Raw genomic sequence first — 17,417 nt, forward strand, 5'->3', positions numbered from 1 at the left:
TTATTTGAATATATTTCTGGTGTTTTTTTACAGAATAAGATCGTTATTTAATAATGAATTTTGAAGGGCTATTTATCCGGCATTGACGGCATATTGACTGGCAATAAAACGACCTTTTCCCATACTGGGTGCTGTTACATCCGGGCCCGTTGATGGGTTATTTGCCGGCTGTGTCGGGGTAAAACGGGCGGTAAATTGCTGCCCGGCAACAATCACTGTGGCAGGGCTGCGGCAAAAGTTTACCTGTTGACTGGTATCCAATTGAGCAATGGTGACCATCCCCATGCCGGGTATCGGGTGGCTTGGAGTAATGTATTGCGCTTGAAGTTGCACCTTTTTTTCATCACCCACAATGGCGATCTTTTTGCCCTGGATTTGCGCGTGTCCGCTGCCTCTGATGGTCGCTAATCCCAAAATGGTGACCTGCCGGTTGCCGAAGAATGGCTCAAATAGCAGGCTGTCACCATCAATGATTAATTGTTTGCTCATAAGCCCACCTGCACTCGGCCTTCGCCGATCTCAAGGATACCTTCAAGTTGTTGACTGATTCCGCTGCCTCTCAGGGAGTAGGTCACTTGAATGTGTAGAGTATTAGGTGAGCCTGTTTTCTGATTGACTTGGATATCTGTGATTTCTGCTCGGGGTTCATAGCGCAGTACTCGCTCTTCAATGCGGGTTTGAATCTCCGATAACAATTCATCACTGATATTTTCAAACATATAATCATTCAGACCACAGCCATAATCTTCATGCATAATTCGCTCACCGGGTTCAGTCAGAAAAAGGATTTTCATACTTTGGCGAACATTTTCGGCACCTTCGGCCATTTCTACTCCAGTCTCAAGAGAAAACTGTGGCGGAAATTTCCAGCCGCGACCATAAATATCGGCTAATATTTCTTTTGTCATCTCAATACCTTATTATTGTGTTAAGTTGATTTTCGAGCCTTTAATATCTATCCCTGATTTTCCGGAGGCTGTCAGGGATTTCTCGGCTTGTATTTTAATTTCCTGGGCATTAGTGATGAGGTTGTTAGTTGAATTAAGTGCTATGGTGTTCTCTTTATTGTCGAATATTAATTCCTGCCTGTTATCTCCTTGTTTGATAATTAAGGTTTTCACCGGATTTTTCTCACTGGGTTCTACCGGAGATTTATTTTTCGGATTATGCATGGAACCTAATATCACCGGAAAACGGGGATCACATTCAAAGAAACCGATAATCACCTCGTCCCCCGGTTCAGGGTAGAAGCAGAATCCACTTTCGTTGCTGGCATAAGGTTTGCTTAAGCGGGCAAAAAGTACACCTTGGGTTAGGTTTAATGCCGGTATTCTGACCGGAATACGGCCCAGTGATTGGCTGTCTTTTTGGTATTTTTCCACAATACCGATATGCAGCTCTTTAACTTGCGGTACGGGATGTTCCACGTCTGGTGGCATACCTAAGGTTAACCGGGTGCGCCAGCCTTGTCGCTGATTAATCCTCTGACTGACGCCGGTGATAATCACTTGACCATCCATGCCTTGACCAAAGCCGTTTAGTGCAAGGAGATCACCCGGTTGATAGCGGTCATTGCCTTCAACTTCAACACTGCCGGAGATGTTATGGCTTCGCAGGTTATCCATGATGCCTTGAGCAAGATATTTGGTTTGCTCATTATCCAGCGGATAGCTGAGAACCCATTGCCATTCTTGGCTGGTTAGGGTTTCGATGCTGTCTATCGCCAGTTTGTGACTGCCAAGCCCGCTGTTTTTCACCTGAGTTCCCTGAGAAAGCTTTTGTTGGGCAATATCCCAGGTACGTATACTCACTGTTTTAGGGCTGTGTTGGTTATTCCATTGCAGGTCCGCTTCAAACAGCACAATGTCCTGATCGCTGCTATGCTGGTGGATCGTATGTACAGTTGAACTATTCAGAGCTTTAGGTGTTATCAACGTAACCGATTCATTGCCAGGTAGCAGCCAGGTATTAGTGGCAACCAGTCTGCTTTTTAAGAATGCCCAGTCATTACAACGAAATTGCACCATTTGTTCATGAACGGTTTTAAGTTGAGGGGCCTGCTTTATCGTTGTTTGGATGCCATTCTGATTGAAGAGTTTTTTGATAATTGCCTCATCACTCTGTTTATTGAATAGCTGTGAGTGAAAGCTATGGGTTAATTTTTGCAGGTGATGTTTTGCTGTCAGGGTAATGATGCTGTCCTGACCTTTAAGCCCCAGCGTTTGCCGCACGATAACACCCTTGAATAACACGGTTTTTTGTATCTGCACGATTACTTCATTATTTGGCCGACAGCTTGCCAATTCACCCTGCGTCTTGGCGTCAAAAATATGACTGGCATCCCCGGCAATACCTAGAGTGATGTTGGCCGAAGGGATGCCGTTGATGTGATGGTTGGTTGTCAGACTGATCACGGTAAATTGATTGAGTGTTTTACCACCTATCTTGATGGTTACTGAGGGTATTTTCATGCATCCCCCTTAGCTTGTAGGGTTTGTCCGGGGGTAAAGTCATCAAGGTTATCCAGACCGTTTTGCCAGGCCAGCGAGAGATAATCGATACCACCGGCCAGCGAAGCGCCAGCACCTAAGGCGATCAAGGGTAGGGAAAGCATATCGGTTACGCTAACCGCAGTGGCTGGAGGTGATTTTAACTGTCGCTCGGTAGCCTGAATAACCAAGCTTTCGTCTGCCACCAAGGATAAGGTCGCACTGGCCCGCAATGGGGTGGCGTCCCGGTCAAACAAGGTGTAGTTGATCGCAAGGCCATTGGCCCGGCAGGCAAAATAGCCTTTATTTTCCCAGCGCATTTTGCCCCATTTGATTTTCAGGAAGTGGGGTACTTTGGTGCTGGCATCCACCGCACACAGGGATTTTAAGGTCGCAAGCTGTGTTTCTATTGGCGTGTTATTACCGGGCATTGATGCATCAAACAGCAGAATTAATGACAATCCGGCTGGCTGGGATAACACATAGCGACTGCTTTGGCTGGCACGATTGACACTTTCATCCTGTTGATAGCGGGTTTGATAATCGAGTTGGATCGTGTCGGGGTTATACATGGCCTGCAAACTGCCGACGGAAACTTTCCCTTCCCGGTCTTTGAAGGCGGAAAGGGTGAGTCTGGATAAACCGCGTTCAATTAAACTCATAATCACCTCCTGTTTCACGTAATGCCTCTAATACCTCCCGTTTCACCATCTCAATCAAACGGGCGTTATCCAGTTTTTCTTGGGCTAATGTTCGTGGGCCGAGTTGATCATTCGTTGGATCGGTAACTTTTGCCTGAATAATCAGCTCTTTAATTTCTATAGTCATGCTTTCACTCCTAACCAGCGCATATCCTGATAACGTAATTCCAGGGAATTCACCAAAACGGCATTGCTATTGGCATCAAAGTCGCTGGTGGACCACCGAACCGGTAGCGCGTTACTGACTGTCCAGCTTCCCACGGGTAAAGATTGTTCATTGAGCAGCATGACGACGACATCGGCATAAATCGCTTTTTCGCCGCGCAGGACGCGATCAAATATTAAGGTGAGTGGGGTGATGGTCATGACGCCACGTTCCAGCACCAAGCTGCCATGTTGGATTTTTTCGGCTAGCCAGACATTTCTGGCGTTTTCCCCACCCTGGCTGTGTTGGGTGGTTTGCAGTTCTCGGTTCAGGCCCGATATGCGCTGAAAGGCGATATCAAGTGGACTGGGAATGTTGTTAAACAGAAAACTGGCGATAAAACGGTGTGATACTGACGGGGTGTATAAGTTGAGCATGTTTTTCCCCTGTTGAGATTAGCTAGATACGGTATTGTTACGGATATCAAACGTTAGACTCAGCTCAATAAATTCTGCTGGAATTAACAGGGCCAGTTTGATTTTCATGATCATCTTTCCGGCTAAAATATCCGCTTCACTCATTGATTCATTAACACCCAATAACACTTCAAATGCCTGATCTTCCTGAGTGCCTCGCAATCCACCTTTTAGCCATAATTGATGTAACCAGTTGTGGGCCTGACCTTTAAATTTCATCCAAGTGATGGCGTTATTGGGTTCGAAGACAAAGGCCCGGCCTAGTTGGGTCATGTGGGTTTCGACATAGGAAGCCAGACGGCGAATCTGGATGTAGCGCCAAGGGGAACCCCGCATATTGTCCAGAGTGCGGCATCCCCAGATTTTAATGCCTTTGCCGGGGAAGCTGCGAACTAGATTCAACGAAGTGCCTTCTTGATTAAGATTAAGGAGGGCACTTGCTTCAATGTAAGAGCGTACCGGGCTGATCACTTTAGCTAAAGCCACATTAGCGGGTGCAGTCCATACGCCTTTCTGATGGTCTTTACGTTGAATGATGGCAGCAACCGCAGCGGTAGGTGAAAGTACAATATATTGGCTGTCTTTCTGGTAAGTGGTTTTTAGCCTTGGCCAGTATACGGCGCCCCATTGGCGATCACTTGAAGAAAGATTAGCCAGACAATCAGCGGCTAATTTCGGATCGTCCGGGGCATCCAGTAATCCCATAACACCGCGTCGGCTTTTACAAAGGTCGAGAACTGATTGCCAGAATTGTAGCCAAAGGGCTTCTTGAGCGTTGGCATCATTAAAACGGGTGATATCCGGTGCGACAATCAGCGTGATTTCACTTTCTGCGGAAATGGCTTGTTTCACCCATTCTTGTTGTAGGGCAGTAATTAATGATTGAAAATCTTTTAACGGTTCATTGATCCTCAGTGACAATATATAAGCTTGCTGTCCGCCGTTTTCAAAAAAGTGGCGTACTGAATAATACGTTAATTCTGATTCACCGAAAGCTTGGGTAAAGTCCATCAGGCTATTTAGTTTTACAGCCGTTTTATTGCTTGAATTTTTTTCGGTATAGCCAATAAAAACGGGGACACCGATAAATTCATTGTTTGGTTTTAGAGATATTGAATTTTCCGCTATCGTGATGCCCGACTGTTTTATCTCCGTTATCATTATTGTCTCCTCTTATTCAACACTGGACTGAATGGACGCGGCGTTAAACCGCGCCTCAGTACGGTTACTGTGCTACGTTTTGTGAAAATTGAAGGATAATAAATTCAGCCGGACGTACTGCCGCCATACCGACTTTGACAATCATTTTTCCTTGCTTAATGTCAGTATCGGACATGGTGATACCTTTACCAATCTGGACAAAGTAAGCTTCTTGCGGTTTATTTCCCGCGAGTGCCCCTTGTTGCCAAAGTTGATAGAGGTAGTTGTCAATGGCTGTTTGTACCCGTTTCCAGGTTGGCTGGCTATTGGGTTCAAAGACAGCAAATTGCATTGCCTTTTTGATATCCCGTTCCGCCGCGTTAAATAAACGTCGAACCGGGATGTAGCGCCAATTGTCCGTTTGATCTAACGTTCGAGCTCCCCAAACCAATGTGCCTTTGCCGGTAAAGTGACGGATAGCGTTAATACCTGCATCATTCATGGTGCCTTGGTCAGCATCGGTAATTGCTACAGCAGGTTTGGCATTATTCAGTGCTGCATTAGCGGGAGCTTTCCAAACACCACGGCTGGCATCAGTTGCTGCATAAACACCCGCGACGGCAGCGCTTGGGGGTAAGATAATGGAGGTTGTTGGTACGTTAGCAGAGTTCCATGCAGTATCTATTGCCGTTTTAACTTTAGTGTACTGTTCTAGAGAAGTCGTTTTCAGCTTGGCTAGAGTTTCAACACCATCATAGCCGTCTAGCTTAATATCAGCATCTGCCGGTTTGCTATAAGTAAAAGAGGTCACTAAATCAGGGTAATAGACAGCGGTTTTATCCGTCTGGGTATTTGGTTTTTCTGTCCCGTCTTTGCTATCAGCAATCAGGAAGTAACCCATTTTTGCCCGCAATAGCGAATTTACCGCATCGTAGACTTTCTGTCTTAATGTTGTATCCATTTCAAGACAGACCAGTAAGGTAATCTCCTGTTGTTTTTCAATCAGATCTGGCAGCGTTGCTAATTCTGCTGTTACAGCACTTTGTTCAGTTTCTATCAACGGTAATACATAACAAACGCCGCCACCATTATTAAAATAGTGCTGTATAGCAAAGGCGCTGTAAGAAGTCGCGGTAACAGTGGCAGAATAGGTATAGGTTTTTGTGTCACCACTCTCAGCTGTAGCCTTTACTGATACTGCGGGTGATAATGAAAACTGCGAAGTAAAATCCAACCAATTGGCGGTTCTAATACAGTTTCCTTTTGCTGGTTGGCTCCCGTCTTTTTTGAAAAACTTACCAATAAAAACGGGAATAGCTGTGGGGCTGGTGTTAATCGACAGCGATAGCGAGGCGTCTTCTTCAATATAAACGCCCGGTGTGGCATAGGTTGCAGAAGCCATGAGGTTTTCCTTTAATAGGGTAAATAGGCGGTGATCCTGAATTAGTTACCGCTCCATTAAGACTGGGCAACATCTTGGGTGAATTGCAGAATAATAAATTCAGCCGGACGAACCGCCGCCATACCCACTTTGACGATCATTCTGCCCTGTTTGATATCGTCTTCGGTCATGGTGGTGCCTTTACCGATTTGAACAAAATAAGCTTGTTCAGCTTTGTTCCCTGCCAGTCCCCCTTGTTGCCAGAGGGCATAGAGATAATTATCGATAGTCCGATGGACGGCTTTCCAGGTTGGTTGGCTATTGGGTTCAAATACCGCGAAGCTCATGGCATTTTTAATATCCCGCTCCGCGCTGTTAAACAGGCGGCGAACCGGGATATAACGCCAGTTATCGCTATCTTCAAGTGTTCTGGCTCCCCAAACCAACGTGCCACTCTTAGGAAAAGTGCGGATCATATTTAACGCTTTATCTTTGTTATATTGTGCTTGCAGGTCGTCAGTCACCGGATATTTAGGTTGTAATCCTCCCTGAATTGGGACGTTAGCTGGCGCTTTCCAGACTCCGCGACTATTGTCAACACTGGCATAAATACCGGCCATTACTGCGCTGGGCGGAATATCAACGGGGGCTTTTCTCTCTCCCCATTCAGCGGTCAGCCAAGGGTAGTAAACTGCGCCGTAATGGGTAGTGGGATAAGGTTGGAGTACTGTTTCTGGTGTTTTTATATTGGTATTATTCTGCGGGCCATCAAAAATAGCAAATAATCCTTTGCCGGATTGACAAAGTGTGCTTACGGCTTCTTTGATATCTTCTCCGGCAGCAACCAGTAATGTGACATCGTCAAGTTTTGGTACTTGTGCTGCTAAGTCTGTGGTTTTGACGAGATAACAATATCCACCGCCATTAATAAAATAGGCGCGTAATGAGACATCAAGTATGTTGGTGGATTTAAATTCCTCGCCTTTTAATTTCAAATACTCCAGCCAGCTATTAATTCGGGAATAGTCATTTATAAATGAATTGCTATTTGCGGCGGCAAAAACAGGCACTGCCGTTGCGCTGGAGCTAATGGAAAGTGACAGCGAGGCGTCTTCTTCAATATAAACGCCGGGATAAGTTGTTGTTGTTGGCATATATTGCCTCCAATTATTGGGCGGTATTTTGCGTAAATATTTTAGGCTGCCTGAATGGTTACCCGATCCGCAGTAAGTTTTATTTCTTGAACCGCAATATCATTGCTGGTGGCATCAAAAGAAGGGGAGGTTAATGACGTTGGGAACGCATTTGCTACGCTCCAGGTCATTAAAATTTCAGTGCCGGCTTCATTGGTCAGATTAATTGCAACGTCTTTTTTCTCAACCTGATTAAGCTGAATGGAGTTAAGCCAGTCAAAAAGTTTAGTATCCCCAGGGAATACCCCTTTACGTAGCGTAATATTGATTAATTGACGTTGACCCGGCATTTTATAGTAATTACCAGTACCATCTTTATATTCTATGACATCATACGTAATATCGAGCCCAGAAACGCTGTTAAAAGGGATTTGTTCATCACCAACAGAGACGACAAATCGATAAGTAGGAATCGGATAGTCAACAGCGATTTGATCTGTAGTTATGGCCATAATTATTTCCTTTATTTTTCATTTATATTGCGAATTAAAAGCGATTATTGCTTTGTTTTTATTAGTGCAGTAGCTATAGACAATAGCTACCGCACTAACCTGGTTTTTCTTGGTTACTCTTTATATAGAAACGTTATTCGGTGAATTTGAGATCACATTGATGATCACGTTGGATTATAGTCAACTCAAATAAATTTCAAACACTAATTATTAATATTTAAAATTATCAATCAATAAAATAATCACAATGTAAATTATTTTGCAATCACATAGTTATATTTTTCTATAAAAGGATGAATAAATAGTGTGTTATAAATTTTGATATATAAATGATGGCGAGTTTCAGTAAATAGATTTATTAACAGAAGGTTACGTATGCTTTTTTATCAGGTTTAATATGTCAGGTTATTAAGTTTTAATAACGAAGAGTGGTGGTTAATGTTGTTGTTTATAGTTTTCATATAATAGAAAATATTTTTATATTGCTTTGATTGTTATGGATAAAGTTATTTCTGGTATTAATAACCTAATCTGTCTAAAGGAATGTTATCTAATGAATTATAAATGATTATCAATTATTTCAACTGTGGTATCGGTTGCCATTTTTAGTCCTTCATTATTTAGAGCTGAATATGATGTAAGTTCTGACATCTGATGATAGATTTTTTAAATACAAACTACAGCGATTACGCTGTAGTTTGATTCAACATAGTTTTGTCAGAAAAGTCAGGCAGCGGGACGGGCGACGATATTACGCGTTTCCATTCTTACTTCTTCAATACGGACGTTGATAATATCATTCAATTGGTAAGCGGCTTCACCTTTGATAATCACGGTGCCAGTTTCTTGACTACATTGCAGTTCATCGCGCACTGCATGCAGGAATGGTGCGGGTATAAAGGCGACCGCGCCATTCTCTACCAGACGGACACGTAAACCACCGCGGGTAATATCAATGACTTCTGCGGTAAATTGTTGCTCTGTTCCTGCATGTGGTTGTAGGAAACGGGCATACAGCCAATCACCCACATCGCGTTCAGCCATACGGTTCAGGCGGCGACGTTCAGCCAGTTGCAGGCAGGTTTCTTCTGCTGGTTTTTCTGCATCCGTTTTTTGAATAATCACTTTTAGCAAGCGATGGTTAACCATATCGCTGTATTTACGGATTGGTGATGTCCAGGTGGCGTAAGCATCAAAACCGAGACCAAAATGAGGACCAGGTTCAGGTTTAATTTCTGCAAAAGTCTGGAAACGGCGAATACGGCTATCAAGGAATTGTGTTGGTTGTTTATCCAATTCACGGCGTAATTTGCAGAAACCATCCAATGTCAGTAACTCTTCTGCATTTTCCTCGATACCATTTTCTTTCAATAAATCAACCACTTGATCAATCTGGAGTGGCTCAAAACCGGTATGGACATTGTAGACGCCAAAGCCTAACTTATCGCGCAGTATTTTTGCCGCGCATAGGTTAGCAGTGATCATTGCTTCTTCGACAATACGGTTTGATGCACGGCGTTGTTCTACGACGATATCCAGTACATAACCATTTTCATCAAGGATAAAGCGGTAATCAGGGCGATCTTTGAAAATAAGGGCATGTTGATGACGCCATTGGTTACGGCGTTCACTCATTTCTTTTAAGAGATTGATTTGCGTTGTAATAGATTCAGAATCAGGTTTCCAAGTACCTTTTCCTTCCAGCCAGTCAGAAACTTCGTCGTAAACCAGCTTCGCTTTTGATTCAACCCAGGTAGAGAAAAACGCGATATCGTCACCAATCTGACCATCTTCAAGAATAGACACCTGACAAACCAATGCGGGGCGGCGCTCATTAGGACGCAGAGAACATAAGTTTTCTGACAGATCGCGCGGCAGCATGGGGATGTTGAAACCCGGCAGGTAGTTAGTGAAAGCACGTTGATGAGCAATCTTGTCCAGTTCGCTGTCAGCCGCGATATAAGCTGTTGGATCAGCAATGGCTATGCTGAGTTTCAGGCTGCCGTCATCTTGTTTGGCGACATGCAAAGCGTCGTCCATATCTTCTGTGGTCGCACTGTCGATAGTGACAAAATCCAGAGAAGTTAAGTCTATCCGCTCAAGATCGCCATCATTCAACTGGCAATCGGCAGTCATCTCTGGCGCATTACGTTCCAGATTATGACGGGTCAGTGTTACCCACCAGGGCGCATAGTGATTGTCGCCTTCGGTGATGTAGCCAGTAATTTCTGCATGAAAGCCACGGCTTCCTTTCAGAGGATGATGGCGCATTTCAGCGACGGCCCAGTCACCGTTTTGAAACGGATGAGTGACTTGATTAGCCGAGCGGCAAGGGATAGCGTCTTTTAGCAGAGGATGATCAGGAACGATCCATAGACGATTATCATTTTCTTTTTTCTGGATACGGCCAACAAAGCGATTCAGAAATGGCTCGACCAATGTTTCTGGTTCAGCGATCTCTCTTTCTTTATCCGTGTGAATAGCGGCGGTCACCCGATCGCCATGCATCACTTTTTTCATTTGTGGAGGCGGAATGAAATAGCTTTTTTGCCCATCGACTTCCAGAAATCCGAAACCTTTTTCTGTGCCTTTTACGAGGCCCTCTACACGGAGTGTCTGGGAATGAAGTTGCTGTTTTAGCTGTGCAAGCAGCGGATTGTTTTGAAACATAATATCCGGAGAAAGTTGAGGGTTATTATCAGATAGTTTTGGAACAACATTTTTACGCGAATAAGCGGTGTCGAGCAAGCAACATCTTCAAAATAGCATAAAACAGTATGGATTTTGCAATGAAAATTATAATAGTTACTCAGGGTAAACTTTTTCTTTAAGTTTAAAGGCAATATAATGTAGTCAAAGTTGAAAATCTCATTTGTAAAATAAATCAATTGGCAGTCTAAATTTTTTACAATCTGGCCTTCAGAAGTGCGGCCATCTTCACCTCGACGGCAGCAAAGCGTGCTTTAAAGAGAGGAGGGTGAGAGTGCAATCATCTTTTTCCGATTATTCGTCTCACCGCAACGGCCCTTAGCCCTTTACAGCTCTTGTTTGCTATCGTACTCGCATAAATCTTCAATAATGCAAGAACCGCAACGAGGTTTACGGGATATACAGGTATAACGTCCATGTAAAATAAGCCAGTGATGGCAATCGACTTTAAATTCAGCCGGAACGACTTGCAGTAATTTATTTTCGACTTCATTAACATTTTTACCGGGAGCAAAATGAGTACGGTTGCACACCCGAAAAATATGTGTATCTACAGCAATGGTTGGCCAGCCAAATGCAGTGTTTAATACCACATTGGCTGTCTTGCGGCCAACGCCTGGCAGTGCTTCCAACGCAGCACGATCCTCAGGAACTTCACCACCATGTTTTTCCAGCAAAATCCGGCAGGTTTTAATGGTGTTTTCCGCTTTGGTGTTATACAGGCCGATGGTTTTTATATACTCTTTCAGCCCATCTACGCCAAGGTTGAGAATGGCTTGAGGTGTGTTGGCAACTGGATAGAGTTTCGCTGTCGCTTTATTAACACTTACATCTGTCGCTTGAGCTGAAAGCAGTACTGAAATAAGCAGCTCAAAGGGGGTGGTGAAAACTAATTCAGTTGTTGGTTTTGGGTTGTTATCGCGTAAACGCGTTAAAATTTCGATCCGCTTTTGTTTGTTCATATTAAATGGAGCTCTCTGGTCCTGGTGACATTGCTACTGTATTGCTCTTTGCTTTTATTGCTCTGGTTTTCATTTTTTCATCAATCAGGTATTTCGCTGCCAGCATTAACCCCAAGCCAATAAAAGCGCCCGGTGGCAGGATAGCCAACAGAAAAGGGGAATCCATATGAACAATTTCTATCCGTAACACTTTAGCCCAATTGCCCAGCAGCAGATCAGCGCCATCAAACAGAGTTCCATTGCCGAGAATTTCTCGCATCGCACCGAGAACAAACAGCGCAAAAGTGGCGCCTAACCCCATGGCTAAACCATCAATGGCAGATGGCATGATCGGATTTTTGGCAGCATAGGCTTCAGCGCGACCAATAACAATACAGTTAGTGACAATCAGCGGAATGAAAATCCCCAGTGATTCATACAGGCCAAAAGCGTAGGCGTTAATCAGCATTTGTACGGTACTGACAACCGAAGCGATTATCATGACATAAATCGGGATGCGGATTTCATTGGGAACCCAACGACGCAGGCTGGAAACAGCAATGTTGGTACAGACCAGAACCAGTGTGGTTGCCAGCCCTAAACCAAGCGCATTGGTTGCAGTGGAAGACACCGCCAGCAGTGGACATAATCCCAGCAGCTGTACTAAAGCGGAGTTATTTTTCCACAGTCCTTGAGTAAATAAGTTTTTGGTGTCACTCATGATTTTTCTCCACAGGGTTCCAGAGAAGAGAGATGTTCAGGTACGGTTTGTAAATAGAGAGTGGTCCATTTGACGGAGTTTACCACAGCGCGTGGGGTAATAGTGGCGCCGGTAAATTGATCAAACTCACCACCATCTTTTTTTACCGCCCAGTGGCGGTTATTATCTGATTTTACGGTTTTCCCTGAGAATACCTTGATCCAGTCTGAAATCCGGGTTTCGATTTTATCGCCCAGGCCAGGAGTTTCATGATGTTCTGTCACCCGCACGCCTAATACTTTTCCTGAGAAATTCGCACCGACCAGTAATTGAATAGCCCCTGAATAACCATCTGGTGCTGTACTTTCCAACGCTGCCGCCACTGGCTGACCATTTTTGCGGGCCAGATAGAGACGATGAGGTAGTTTGTTTCCCAAAGCATCAGCACTGACCAGATAGCATTCGTTTTGCATATCGTTGTCATACAAAGCAGGTGGAACAACTTGATCAAGCAGTGATTTGTGCTGTAACGCGGCCTGTTCTGCGATAGTGCTTTTAGTCAGTGAATTCACAACAGCCGTCAGTCCGGTAGTGATTGCAGCGAAAATAGCCAGGGTGATGCCGTGACGTCGCATTGTTTCTAACATAACGGCTCCTTATTTGTGCCCGTAAGCGCGGGGTTGAGTGTAATGGTCAATCAGTGGCACGGTGATATTCGCCAATAAGACAGCAAATGCTATCGCATCAGGATAACCACCATAAACACGGATGACCCAGACTAGCAAGCCAATCATTGCGCCAAAAACTAAACGGCCTCTGGGGGTTGTGGATGCACTGACTGGATCGGTTGCAATGAAAAATGCGCCCAGCATGGTTGCACCAGAAAACAGTTGTAATAATGGTGGGGAATAACGGCTGGGATCAATCAGCCAGCTTGTGAGTGAACATAGACCTAACATGACGATAAATGCCACAGGAATTTGCCAGCTGATAATCTTTCTGTTGAGCATAATAAGCCCGCCAACAAGATAGGCAATGTTGACCCATTGCCAGCCGATGCCTGCCAGAGATCCTTGTAATATTGGCTGACGCAGAACATCATCAATATTGTGAGTCAGTAAACCGGTTTTAAAACTATCCAGTGGTGTTGCCTGGCTTATTCCATCGAAACCTTGCTGTAACTGTTGCAATGTTGCTCCATCGGGAGTATGTCCGGTGAAGATCATTATCAGGCTATCCAACGGTGTGATTTGTGCTGCCATCAAATCCATCGGCGGCAACCAACTGGTCATTTGCACAGGGAATGATATCAGCAGTACGACATAACCAACCATTGCCGGGTTGAACGGGTTCTGACCAAGACCACCATACAGGTGTTTGGCAATGATCACTGCAAAAGCGGTTCCCAATATAATCAGCCACCAGGGAGCCAGTGGTGGCAGACTGATACCTAAAAGTAAGCCTGTCAGCAACGCGGAATTGTCCTGCAAACGCGTCATAATCGCCTGTTTACGCAGAGACAGAGCAAATGATTCCGCCAACAGGGCAGTAATAACTGCAAGCAGGATCTGGAATAATGTACCGTAGCTAAAAAAGTAAGTTTGTACCGCAATACCGGGTATCGCTGCCAGCACAACCCACAGCATAATGCGGCTGGTGCTTTGCTGATTGTGTGTAAAAGGCGAACTTGCGACTTTTAGCTTTTTATTGTCAGTTTGAACGGGCCTGAATTTCATTGATAACAATCACTATTCTGTTGAAATTTTCTGTTGTTCCTGAGCGGCTTTTTTTGCCTTAACTCTGGCGATAGCGGCGGCAACGGCAGCTTTGCGTGGATCAGTTTCTTCTGCTGGTGGTGCTTCTGCCTGAATGTCGGTTACTTGCTGTGTTTGAGCTTTTTTGGCTTTGGCACGCGCGATAGCGGCGGCAATGGCAGCTTTGCGTGGATCAGTTTCTTCTGCTGGTGGAGTTTCTGCCTGAGTTTCAGTTACTTGCTGTGTTTGAGCTTTTTTGGCTTTGGCACGCGCGATAGCGGCGGCAACGGCAGCTTTGCGTGGATCAGTTTCTTCTGCTGGCGGTGCTTCTGCCTGAATGTCGGTTACTTGCTGTGTTTGAGCTTTTTTGGCTTTGGCACGAGCAATCGCAGCGGCTAATGCGGCTTTGCGAGGATCTTCTGAACCTGCTGGTTCAGGTGTAACAGTATTGATATTTTCAGTAGCCTGTTTTTCTGCCTGACGAGCACGAAGTTGCTCTTTTCTTGCCTGACGTGCAGCGATGACTGCTGAATTGTCTGGCGTTTGTCCCGGTTCTATAGAGACAACTTTGCCAGCGTCATCTTGTTTTTCCTTCACACGGGAGAGCGCGGCTTGCACAGCGCTTTTATCTGTATTATCGATCTGGACAGCGGCTTTTTTATGTCGTTCTTCACGGGCCAGTTTCTCCCGTTCCATACGAGCCTGTTTAGCTTCGAAACGAATTTTGGCTTCGGCTGAACGGAGGTTTTCCTGATCCAAAGCCCGAATTTCAGCTTTCTCCTGACGGTAATATTGCACCAGAGGAATATTACTTGGGCAGACATAAGCACAGGCGCCACATTCAATACAGTCGAACAGGTTGTGATCTCTGGCTTTTTCATGCTCTTGTCCACGGCTGAACCAATAGAGTTGTTGTGGCAATAAATTGGCAGGGCAGGCTTCCACACATAACCCACAACGGATACAGGCCTCTTCCGCTGTATTTGAGTCCATTTCTTGATGTGATGGCGCCAGGATACAGTTACTGATTTTAACAACCGGTACATTCAAGTCAGGCAGAGTGAAGCCCATCAGAGGGCCACCCATAATTACCATCTGTTCTGATTGTGGTTGAAAACCGGCTAATTGGAGAAGAAATTGTACCGGAGTACCGAGTCGCGCCCAGAAGTTACCCGGTGAAGCTACTGCTTCGCCGGTAAGGGTGACGACACGCTCAATCAAAGGTTCGCCGTCAATAATGGCTCGTTTGATCGCAACCACAGTCCCGACGTTTTGCATCAGAACGCCGATAGCAGAGGAACGTCCACCGGAAGGTACTTCTTTACCGGTCAAAATCTTGGTCAGCTGTTTCGCGCCACCGGAAGGGTATTTGGTCGGAATAACCCGGACGATAATAGATTTATCGCCGTTTAGAGCGGTTTTAACTGCTTTTATTGCTTCGGGTTTATTATCTTCGATACCCATCAGGATCTGCTCCGGTTTAAGCAGATGTTCCAGAATACCAATGCCTTCAATGAGTTCGTCCGCATGTTCCTGCATCAGGCGGTCATCAGCGGTAATATAAGGTTCGCATTCTGCGGCATTGATGATCAACGTCTTAATACCATGCCGGCTACTTTGCAGTTTGGCGGCAGTAGGAAAGCCAGCGCCACCTAAACCGGCGATCCCTGCCTGATGGATGCGGTTAAGGATTGTATCTGTGTCAAGTGATTGATAATCAGGTGTCTGAATGCGTTTACACCATTGATCTGCACCATCAGGGAGCAGACGCACACACAACTCTTTTAACCCGGATGGATGCGCGGTTATGCAGGGTTCAATGGCAATGATAGTGCCGGAAGTTGATGCATGAACCGGTACGGTACGGCCAGCGCCAAACGTCAGAGGCTGGCCTTTCAGTACTTTATCACCGGTTTTAACCAGCAATTCGCCTTCGGTACCCAAATGTTGTTGCAACGGGATGATTAACTCGTCCGGCAGTGGTGCAATGCGCAATGGTGTCTGGCTGGATTGCAGCTTCATTTCAGGTGGGTGAATACCACCTTCAAAATCCCAGATTTTGTTTTTGTTGAGTAAATTGAACAAATTAAGCATGGTGTTCAACCTCAATGTTTCTAACCGGGATACTGTTAACGGAAGCTGCCTGGGATGGCTGAACCGTGATATTTTTTACCGGAATGGTTTTTAAATCCCACTTCCAGTTCGCAGTCGTTGTTGCTACAGGGATCATCGTAATACAGTCAGTCGGGCAAGGCGCAACGCACAGGTCGCATCCGGTACATAAATCTTCAACAACGGTATGCATGGCACGGGTTGCACCGACGATAGCGTCTACAGGACACGCCTGAATACATTTAGTGCAGCCAATACAATTCTCTTCATCAACAAATGCGACTTTGCGGACAGGGTTTTTTATGCTTTCATCACCATCCAGTGGTTGTGGATCGACGCCAAGCAGTTCTGACATTTTCAGCATGACTTGTTCGCCGCCAGGCGCGCATTTATTAATCATCTCACCATTATTCGCCACCGCTTCGGCATAAGGGCGGCAGCCAGGATAACCACATTGTCCACACTGGCTTTGAGGCAAAATATCATCAATGTTTTCAACGATAGGATCTTCTTCCACTTGAAAACGACGGGCAGCAAAACCCAGGATTAACCCAAAAATCAACCCTAGTGCACTTAGCGCGCCAATAGCAATCCATAACGATATCATCAGAATTTCACCAAACCACTAAAACCCATAAAAGCTAGGGACATTAATCCTGCGGTAATCAGACCGATAGATGAACCTTTGAAAGGGGCGGGGACATCGGCAACAGCCAGGCGTTCACGAATAGCGGCAAACAGTACCATCACCAGAGAGAAACCGGCGGCAGCACCAAATCCATAGATAGCGGATTGTAGAAAATCGTGTGATTGATTGATATTCAGCAGCGCCACACCCAGCACAGCACAGTTAGTTGTAATCAACGGCAGGAAAATACCCAGTAACCGGTATAGCATCGGGCTGGTTTTACGTACAACGAGTTCTGTGAATTGCACCACAACGGCAATGACAAGAATGAAACTCAGGGTACGCAGATAGATTAAGTCCAGTGGCAGTAAAATAAAGGTATTTACCAGCCATGAACATACTGAAGCCAATGTCATAACGAATGTGGTCGCAAATCCCATTCCGATGGCGGTTTCCAGCTTTTTAGATACGCCCATGAAAGGACATAAGCCGAGAAATTTCACCAGAACGAAATTGTTAACCAATACGGTTCCGACAAATAAAAGAAAGTAGTCAGTCATTGCTGTGCCTGAAATAAAGTCGTTTACTTTTTATAA

At 45.1% G+C, this 17,417-nt stretch carries 18 protein-coding genes; all 18 read right to left on the minus strand.

The window, feature by feature from the left end:
* Positions 1 to 72: 72 nt before the first annotated feature.
* The 18 genes from ABR397_RS06515 to rsxA all read right to left on the minus strand — a co-directional run bounded on the left by ABR397_RS06515 (position 73) and on the right by rsxA (position 17,381).
* Positions 73 to 489: a hypothetical protein gene (locus tag ABR397_RS06515; protein ID WP_350304997.1), complete on the minus strand. Its 417-nt coding sequence runs from the start codon at positions 487 to 489 to the stop codon at positions 73 to 75.
* Positions 486 to 908, minus strand: coding sequence for a GPW/gp25 family protein (locus tag ABR397_RS06520; protein WP_350304998.1), 423 nt, complete (start codon positions 906 to 908; stop codon positions 486 to 488). The genes ABR397_RS06515 and ABR397_RS06520 overlap by 4 nt, the downstream gene beginning before the upstream one ends.
* A gap of 12 nt (positions 909 to 920) precedes the next feature.
* Entirely contained in the window at positions 921 to 2,471 is a 1,551-nt protein-coding gene (locus ABR397_RS06525; protein ID WP_350304999.1) for a phage baseplate assembly protein V, read from the minus strand.
* Positions 2,468 to 3,151: a CIS tube protein gene (locus ABR397_RS06530; RefSeq protein WP_350305000.1), complete on the minus strand. Its 684-nt coding sequence runs from the start codon at positions 3,149 to 3,151 to the stop codon at positions 2,468 to 2,470. The genes ABR397_RS06525 and ABR397_RS06530 overlap by 4 nt, the downstream gene beginning before the upstream one ends.
* On the minus strand, positions 3,138 to 3,317 hold the full coding sequence (locus ABR397_RS06535; RefSeq protein WP_350305001.1) for a DUF5908 family protein: 180 nt from the start codon (positions 3,315 to 3,317) through the stop codon (positions 3,138 to 3,140). Before ABR397_RS06535 ends, ABR397_RS06530 begins: the two co-directional genes overlap by 14 nt.
* A complete protein-coding gene (locus ABR397_RS06540) occupies positions 3,314 to 3,772 on the minus strand; it encodes a phage tail protein (RefSeq protein ID WP_350305002.1) in 459 nt (152 codons plus the stop codon). The genes ABR397_RS06535 and ABR397_RS06540 overlap by 4 nt, the downstream gene beginning before the upstream one ends.
* Before the next feature lie 18 nt (positions 3,773 to 3,790).
* Entirely contained in the window at positions 3,791 to 4,972 is a 1,182-nt protein-coding gene (locus ABR397_RS06545) for a phage tail sheath family protein (protein ID WP_350305003.1), read from the minus strand.
* 64 nt (positions 4,973 to 5,036) lie between these two features.
* Positions 5,037 to 6,353, minus strand: a complete 1,317-nt coding sequence (locus ABR397_RS06550; RefSeq protein ID WP_350305004.1) for a phage tail sheath family protein — start codon at positions 6,351 to 6,353, stop codon at positions 5,037 to 5,039.
* A gap of 56 nt (positions 6,354 to 6,409) precedes the next feature.
* Complete coding sequence (locus ABR397_RS06555) at positions 6,410 to 7,486, minus strand: phage tail sheath family protein (RefSeq protein ID WP_350305005.1); 1,077 nt, start codon at positions 7,484 to 7,486, stop codon at positions 6,410 to 6,412.
* Positions 7,487 to 7,527: 41 nt separating this feature from the next.
* Positions 7,528 to 7,977 (minus strand): phage tail protein, encoded by a 450-nt coding sequence (locus ABR397_RS06560; RefSeq protein WP_023045791.1) that lies wholly within the window; start codon positions 7,975 to 7,977, stop codon positions 7,528 to 7,530.
* 726 nt (positions 7,978 to 8,703) lie between these two features.
* Positions 8,704 to 10,647 carry an exoribonuclease II gene (locus ABR397_RS06565; RefSeq protein WP_350305006.1) on the minus strand — a complete coding sequence of 648 codons (1,944 nt, stop codon included), beginning with the start codon at positions 10,645 to 10,647 and terminating at the stop codon, positions 8,704 to 8,706.
* Between the two features lie 365 nt (positions 10,648 to 11,012).
* Positions 11,013 to 11,648, minus strand: a complete 636-nt coding sequence (gene nth, locus ABR397_RS06570; protein WP_350305007.1) for an endonuclease III — start codon at positions 11,646 to 11,648, stop codon at positions 11,013 to 11,015.
* Between the two features lies 1 nt (position 11,649).
* Positions 11,650 to 12,348, minus strand: coding sequence for an electron transport complex subunit E (locus ABR397_RS06575; protein ID WP_350305008.1), 699 nt, complete (start codon positions 12,346 to 12,348; stop codon positions 11,650 to 11,652).
* The gene (gene rsxG / locus ABR397_RS06580; protein ID WP_350305009.1) at positions 12,345 to 12,974 is read right to left on the minus strand and encodes an electron transport complex subunit RsxG; all 630 of its coding nucleotides are present in this window, start codon (positions 12,972 to 12,974) and stop codon (positions 12,345 to 12,347) included. Before rsxG ends, ABR397_RS06575 begins: the two co-directional genes overlap by 4 nt.
* Before the next feature lie 9 nt (positions 12,975 to 12,983).
* Complete coding sequence (gene rsxD, locus ABR397_RS06585) at positions 12,984 to 14,063, minus strand: electron transport complex subunit RsxD (RefSeq protein ID WP_350305010.1); 1,080 nt, start codon at positions 14,061 to 14,063, stop codon at positions 12,984 to 12,986.
* A gap of 12 nt (positions 14,064 to 14,075) precedes the next feature.
* Positions 14,076 to 16,175, minus strand: a complete 2,100-nt coding sequence (rsxC, locus tag ABR397_RS06590; protein WP_350305011.1) for an electron transport complex subunit RsxC — start codon at positions 16,173 to 16,175, stop codon at positions 14,076 to 14,078.
* Positions 16,168 to 16,800 carry an electron transport complex subunit RsxB gene (gene rsxB, locus ABR397_RS06595; protein ID WP_350305012.1) on the minus strand — a complete coding sequence of 211 codons (633 nt, stop codon included), beginning with the start codon at positions 16,798 to 16,800 and terminating at the stop codon, positions 16,168 to 16,170. The genes rsxC and rsxB overlap by 8 nt, the downstream gene beginning before the upstream one ends.
* Positions 16,800 to 17,381, minus strand: coding sequence for an electron transport complex subunit RsxA (gene rsxA, locus ABR397_RS06600; RefSeq protein ID WP_088374295.1), 582 nt, complete (start codon positions 17,379 to 17,381; stop codon positions 16,800 to 16,802). Before rsxA ends, rsxB begins: the two co-directional genes overlap by 1 nt.
* Positions 17,382 to 17,417: the final 36 nt, after the last annotated feature.

The sequence above is a fragment of the Photorhabdus viridis genome, assembly GCF_040256935.1.
Taxonomy (GTDB): Bacteria; Pseudomonadota; Gammaproteobacteria; order Enterobacterales; family Enterobacteriaceae; genus Photorhabdus; species Photorhabdus viridis.

What these genes read in the sequence shown, in the direction of transcription:
- ABR397_RS06550 (WP_350305004.1), bottom strand. Translation starts at nt 6,353, where the DNA reads ATGGCTTCTGCAACCTATGCCACACCGGGCGTTTATATTGAAGAAGAC.
- rsxB (WP_350305012.1), bottom strand. Translation starts at nt 16,800, where the DNA reads ATGATATCGTTATGGATTGCTATTGGCGCGCTAAGTGCACTAGGGTTG.
- ABR397_RS06545 (WP_350305003.1), bottom strand. Translation starts at nt 4,972, where the DNA reads ATGATAACGGAGATAAAACAGTCGGGCATCACGATAGCGGAAAATTCA.
- rsxC (WP_350305011.1), bottom strand. Translation starts at nt 16,175, where the DNA reads ATGCTTAATTTGTTCAATTTACTCAACAAAAACAAAATCTGGGATTTT.
- rsxG (WP_350305009.1), bottom strand. Translation starts at nt 12,974, where the DNA reads ATGTTAGAAACAATGCGACGTCACGGCATCACCCTGGCTATTTTCGCT.
- ABR397_RS06530 (WP_350305000.1), bottom strand. Translation starts at nt 3,151, where the DNA reads ATGAGTTTAATTGAACGCGGTTTATCCAGACTCACCCTTTCCGCCTTC.
- ABR397_RS06555 (WP_350305005.1), bottom strand. Translation starts at nt 7,486, where the DNA reads ATGCCAACAACAACAACTTATCCCGGCGTTTATATTGAAGAAGACGCC.
- rsxA (WP_088374295.1), bottom strand. Translation starts at nt 17,381, where the DNA reads ATGACTGACTACTTTCTTTTATTTGTCGGAACCGTATTGGTTAACAAT.
- ABR397_RS06560 (WP_023045791.1), bottom strand. Translation starts at nt 7,977, where the DNA reads ATGGCCATAACTACAGATCAAATCGCTGTTGACTATCCGATTCCTACT.
- rsxD (WP_350305010.1), bottom strand. Translation starts at nt 14,063, where the DNA reads ATGAAATTCAGGCCCGTTCAAACTGACAATAAAAAGCTAAAAGTCGCA.
- ABR397_RS06565 (WP_350305006.1), bottom strand. Translation starts at nt 10,647, where the DNA reads ATGTTTCAAAACAATCCGCTGCTTGCACAGCTAAAACAGCAACTTCAT.
- nth (WP_350305007.1), bottom strand. Translation starts at nt 11,648, where the DNA reads ATGAACAAACAAAAGCGGATCGAAATTTTAACGCGTTTACGCGATAAC.
- ABR397_RS06525 (WP_350304999.1), bottom strand. Translation starts at nt 2,471, where the DNA reads ATGAAAATACCCTCAGTAACCATCAAGATAGGTGGTAAAACACTCAAT.
- ABR397_RS06515 (WP_350304997.1), bottom strand. Translation starts at nt 489, where the DNA reads ATGAGCAAACAATTAATCATTGATGGTGACAGCCTGCTATTTGAGCCA.
- ABR397_RS06540 (WP_350305002.1), bottom strand. Translation starts at nt 3,772, where the DNA reads ATGCTCAACTTATACACCCCGTCAGTATCACACCGTTTTATCGCCAGT.
- ABR397_RS06520 (WP_350304998.1), bottom strand. Translation starts at nt 908, where the DNA reads ATGACAAAAGAAATATTAGCCGATATTTATGGTCGCGGCTGGAAATTT.
- ABR397_RS06575 (WP_350305008.1), bottom strand. Translation starts at nt 12,348, where the DNA reads ATGAGTGACACCAAAAACTTATTTACTCAAGGACTGTGGAAAAATAAC.
- ABR397_RS06535 (WP_350305001.1), bottom strand. Translation starts at nt 3,317, where the DNA reads ATGACTATAGAAATTAAAGAGCTGATTATTCAGGCAAAAGTTACCGAT.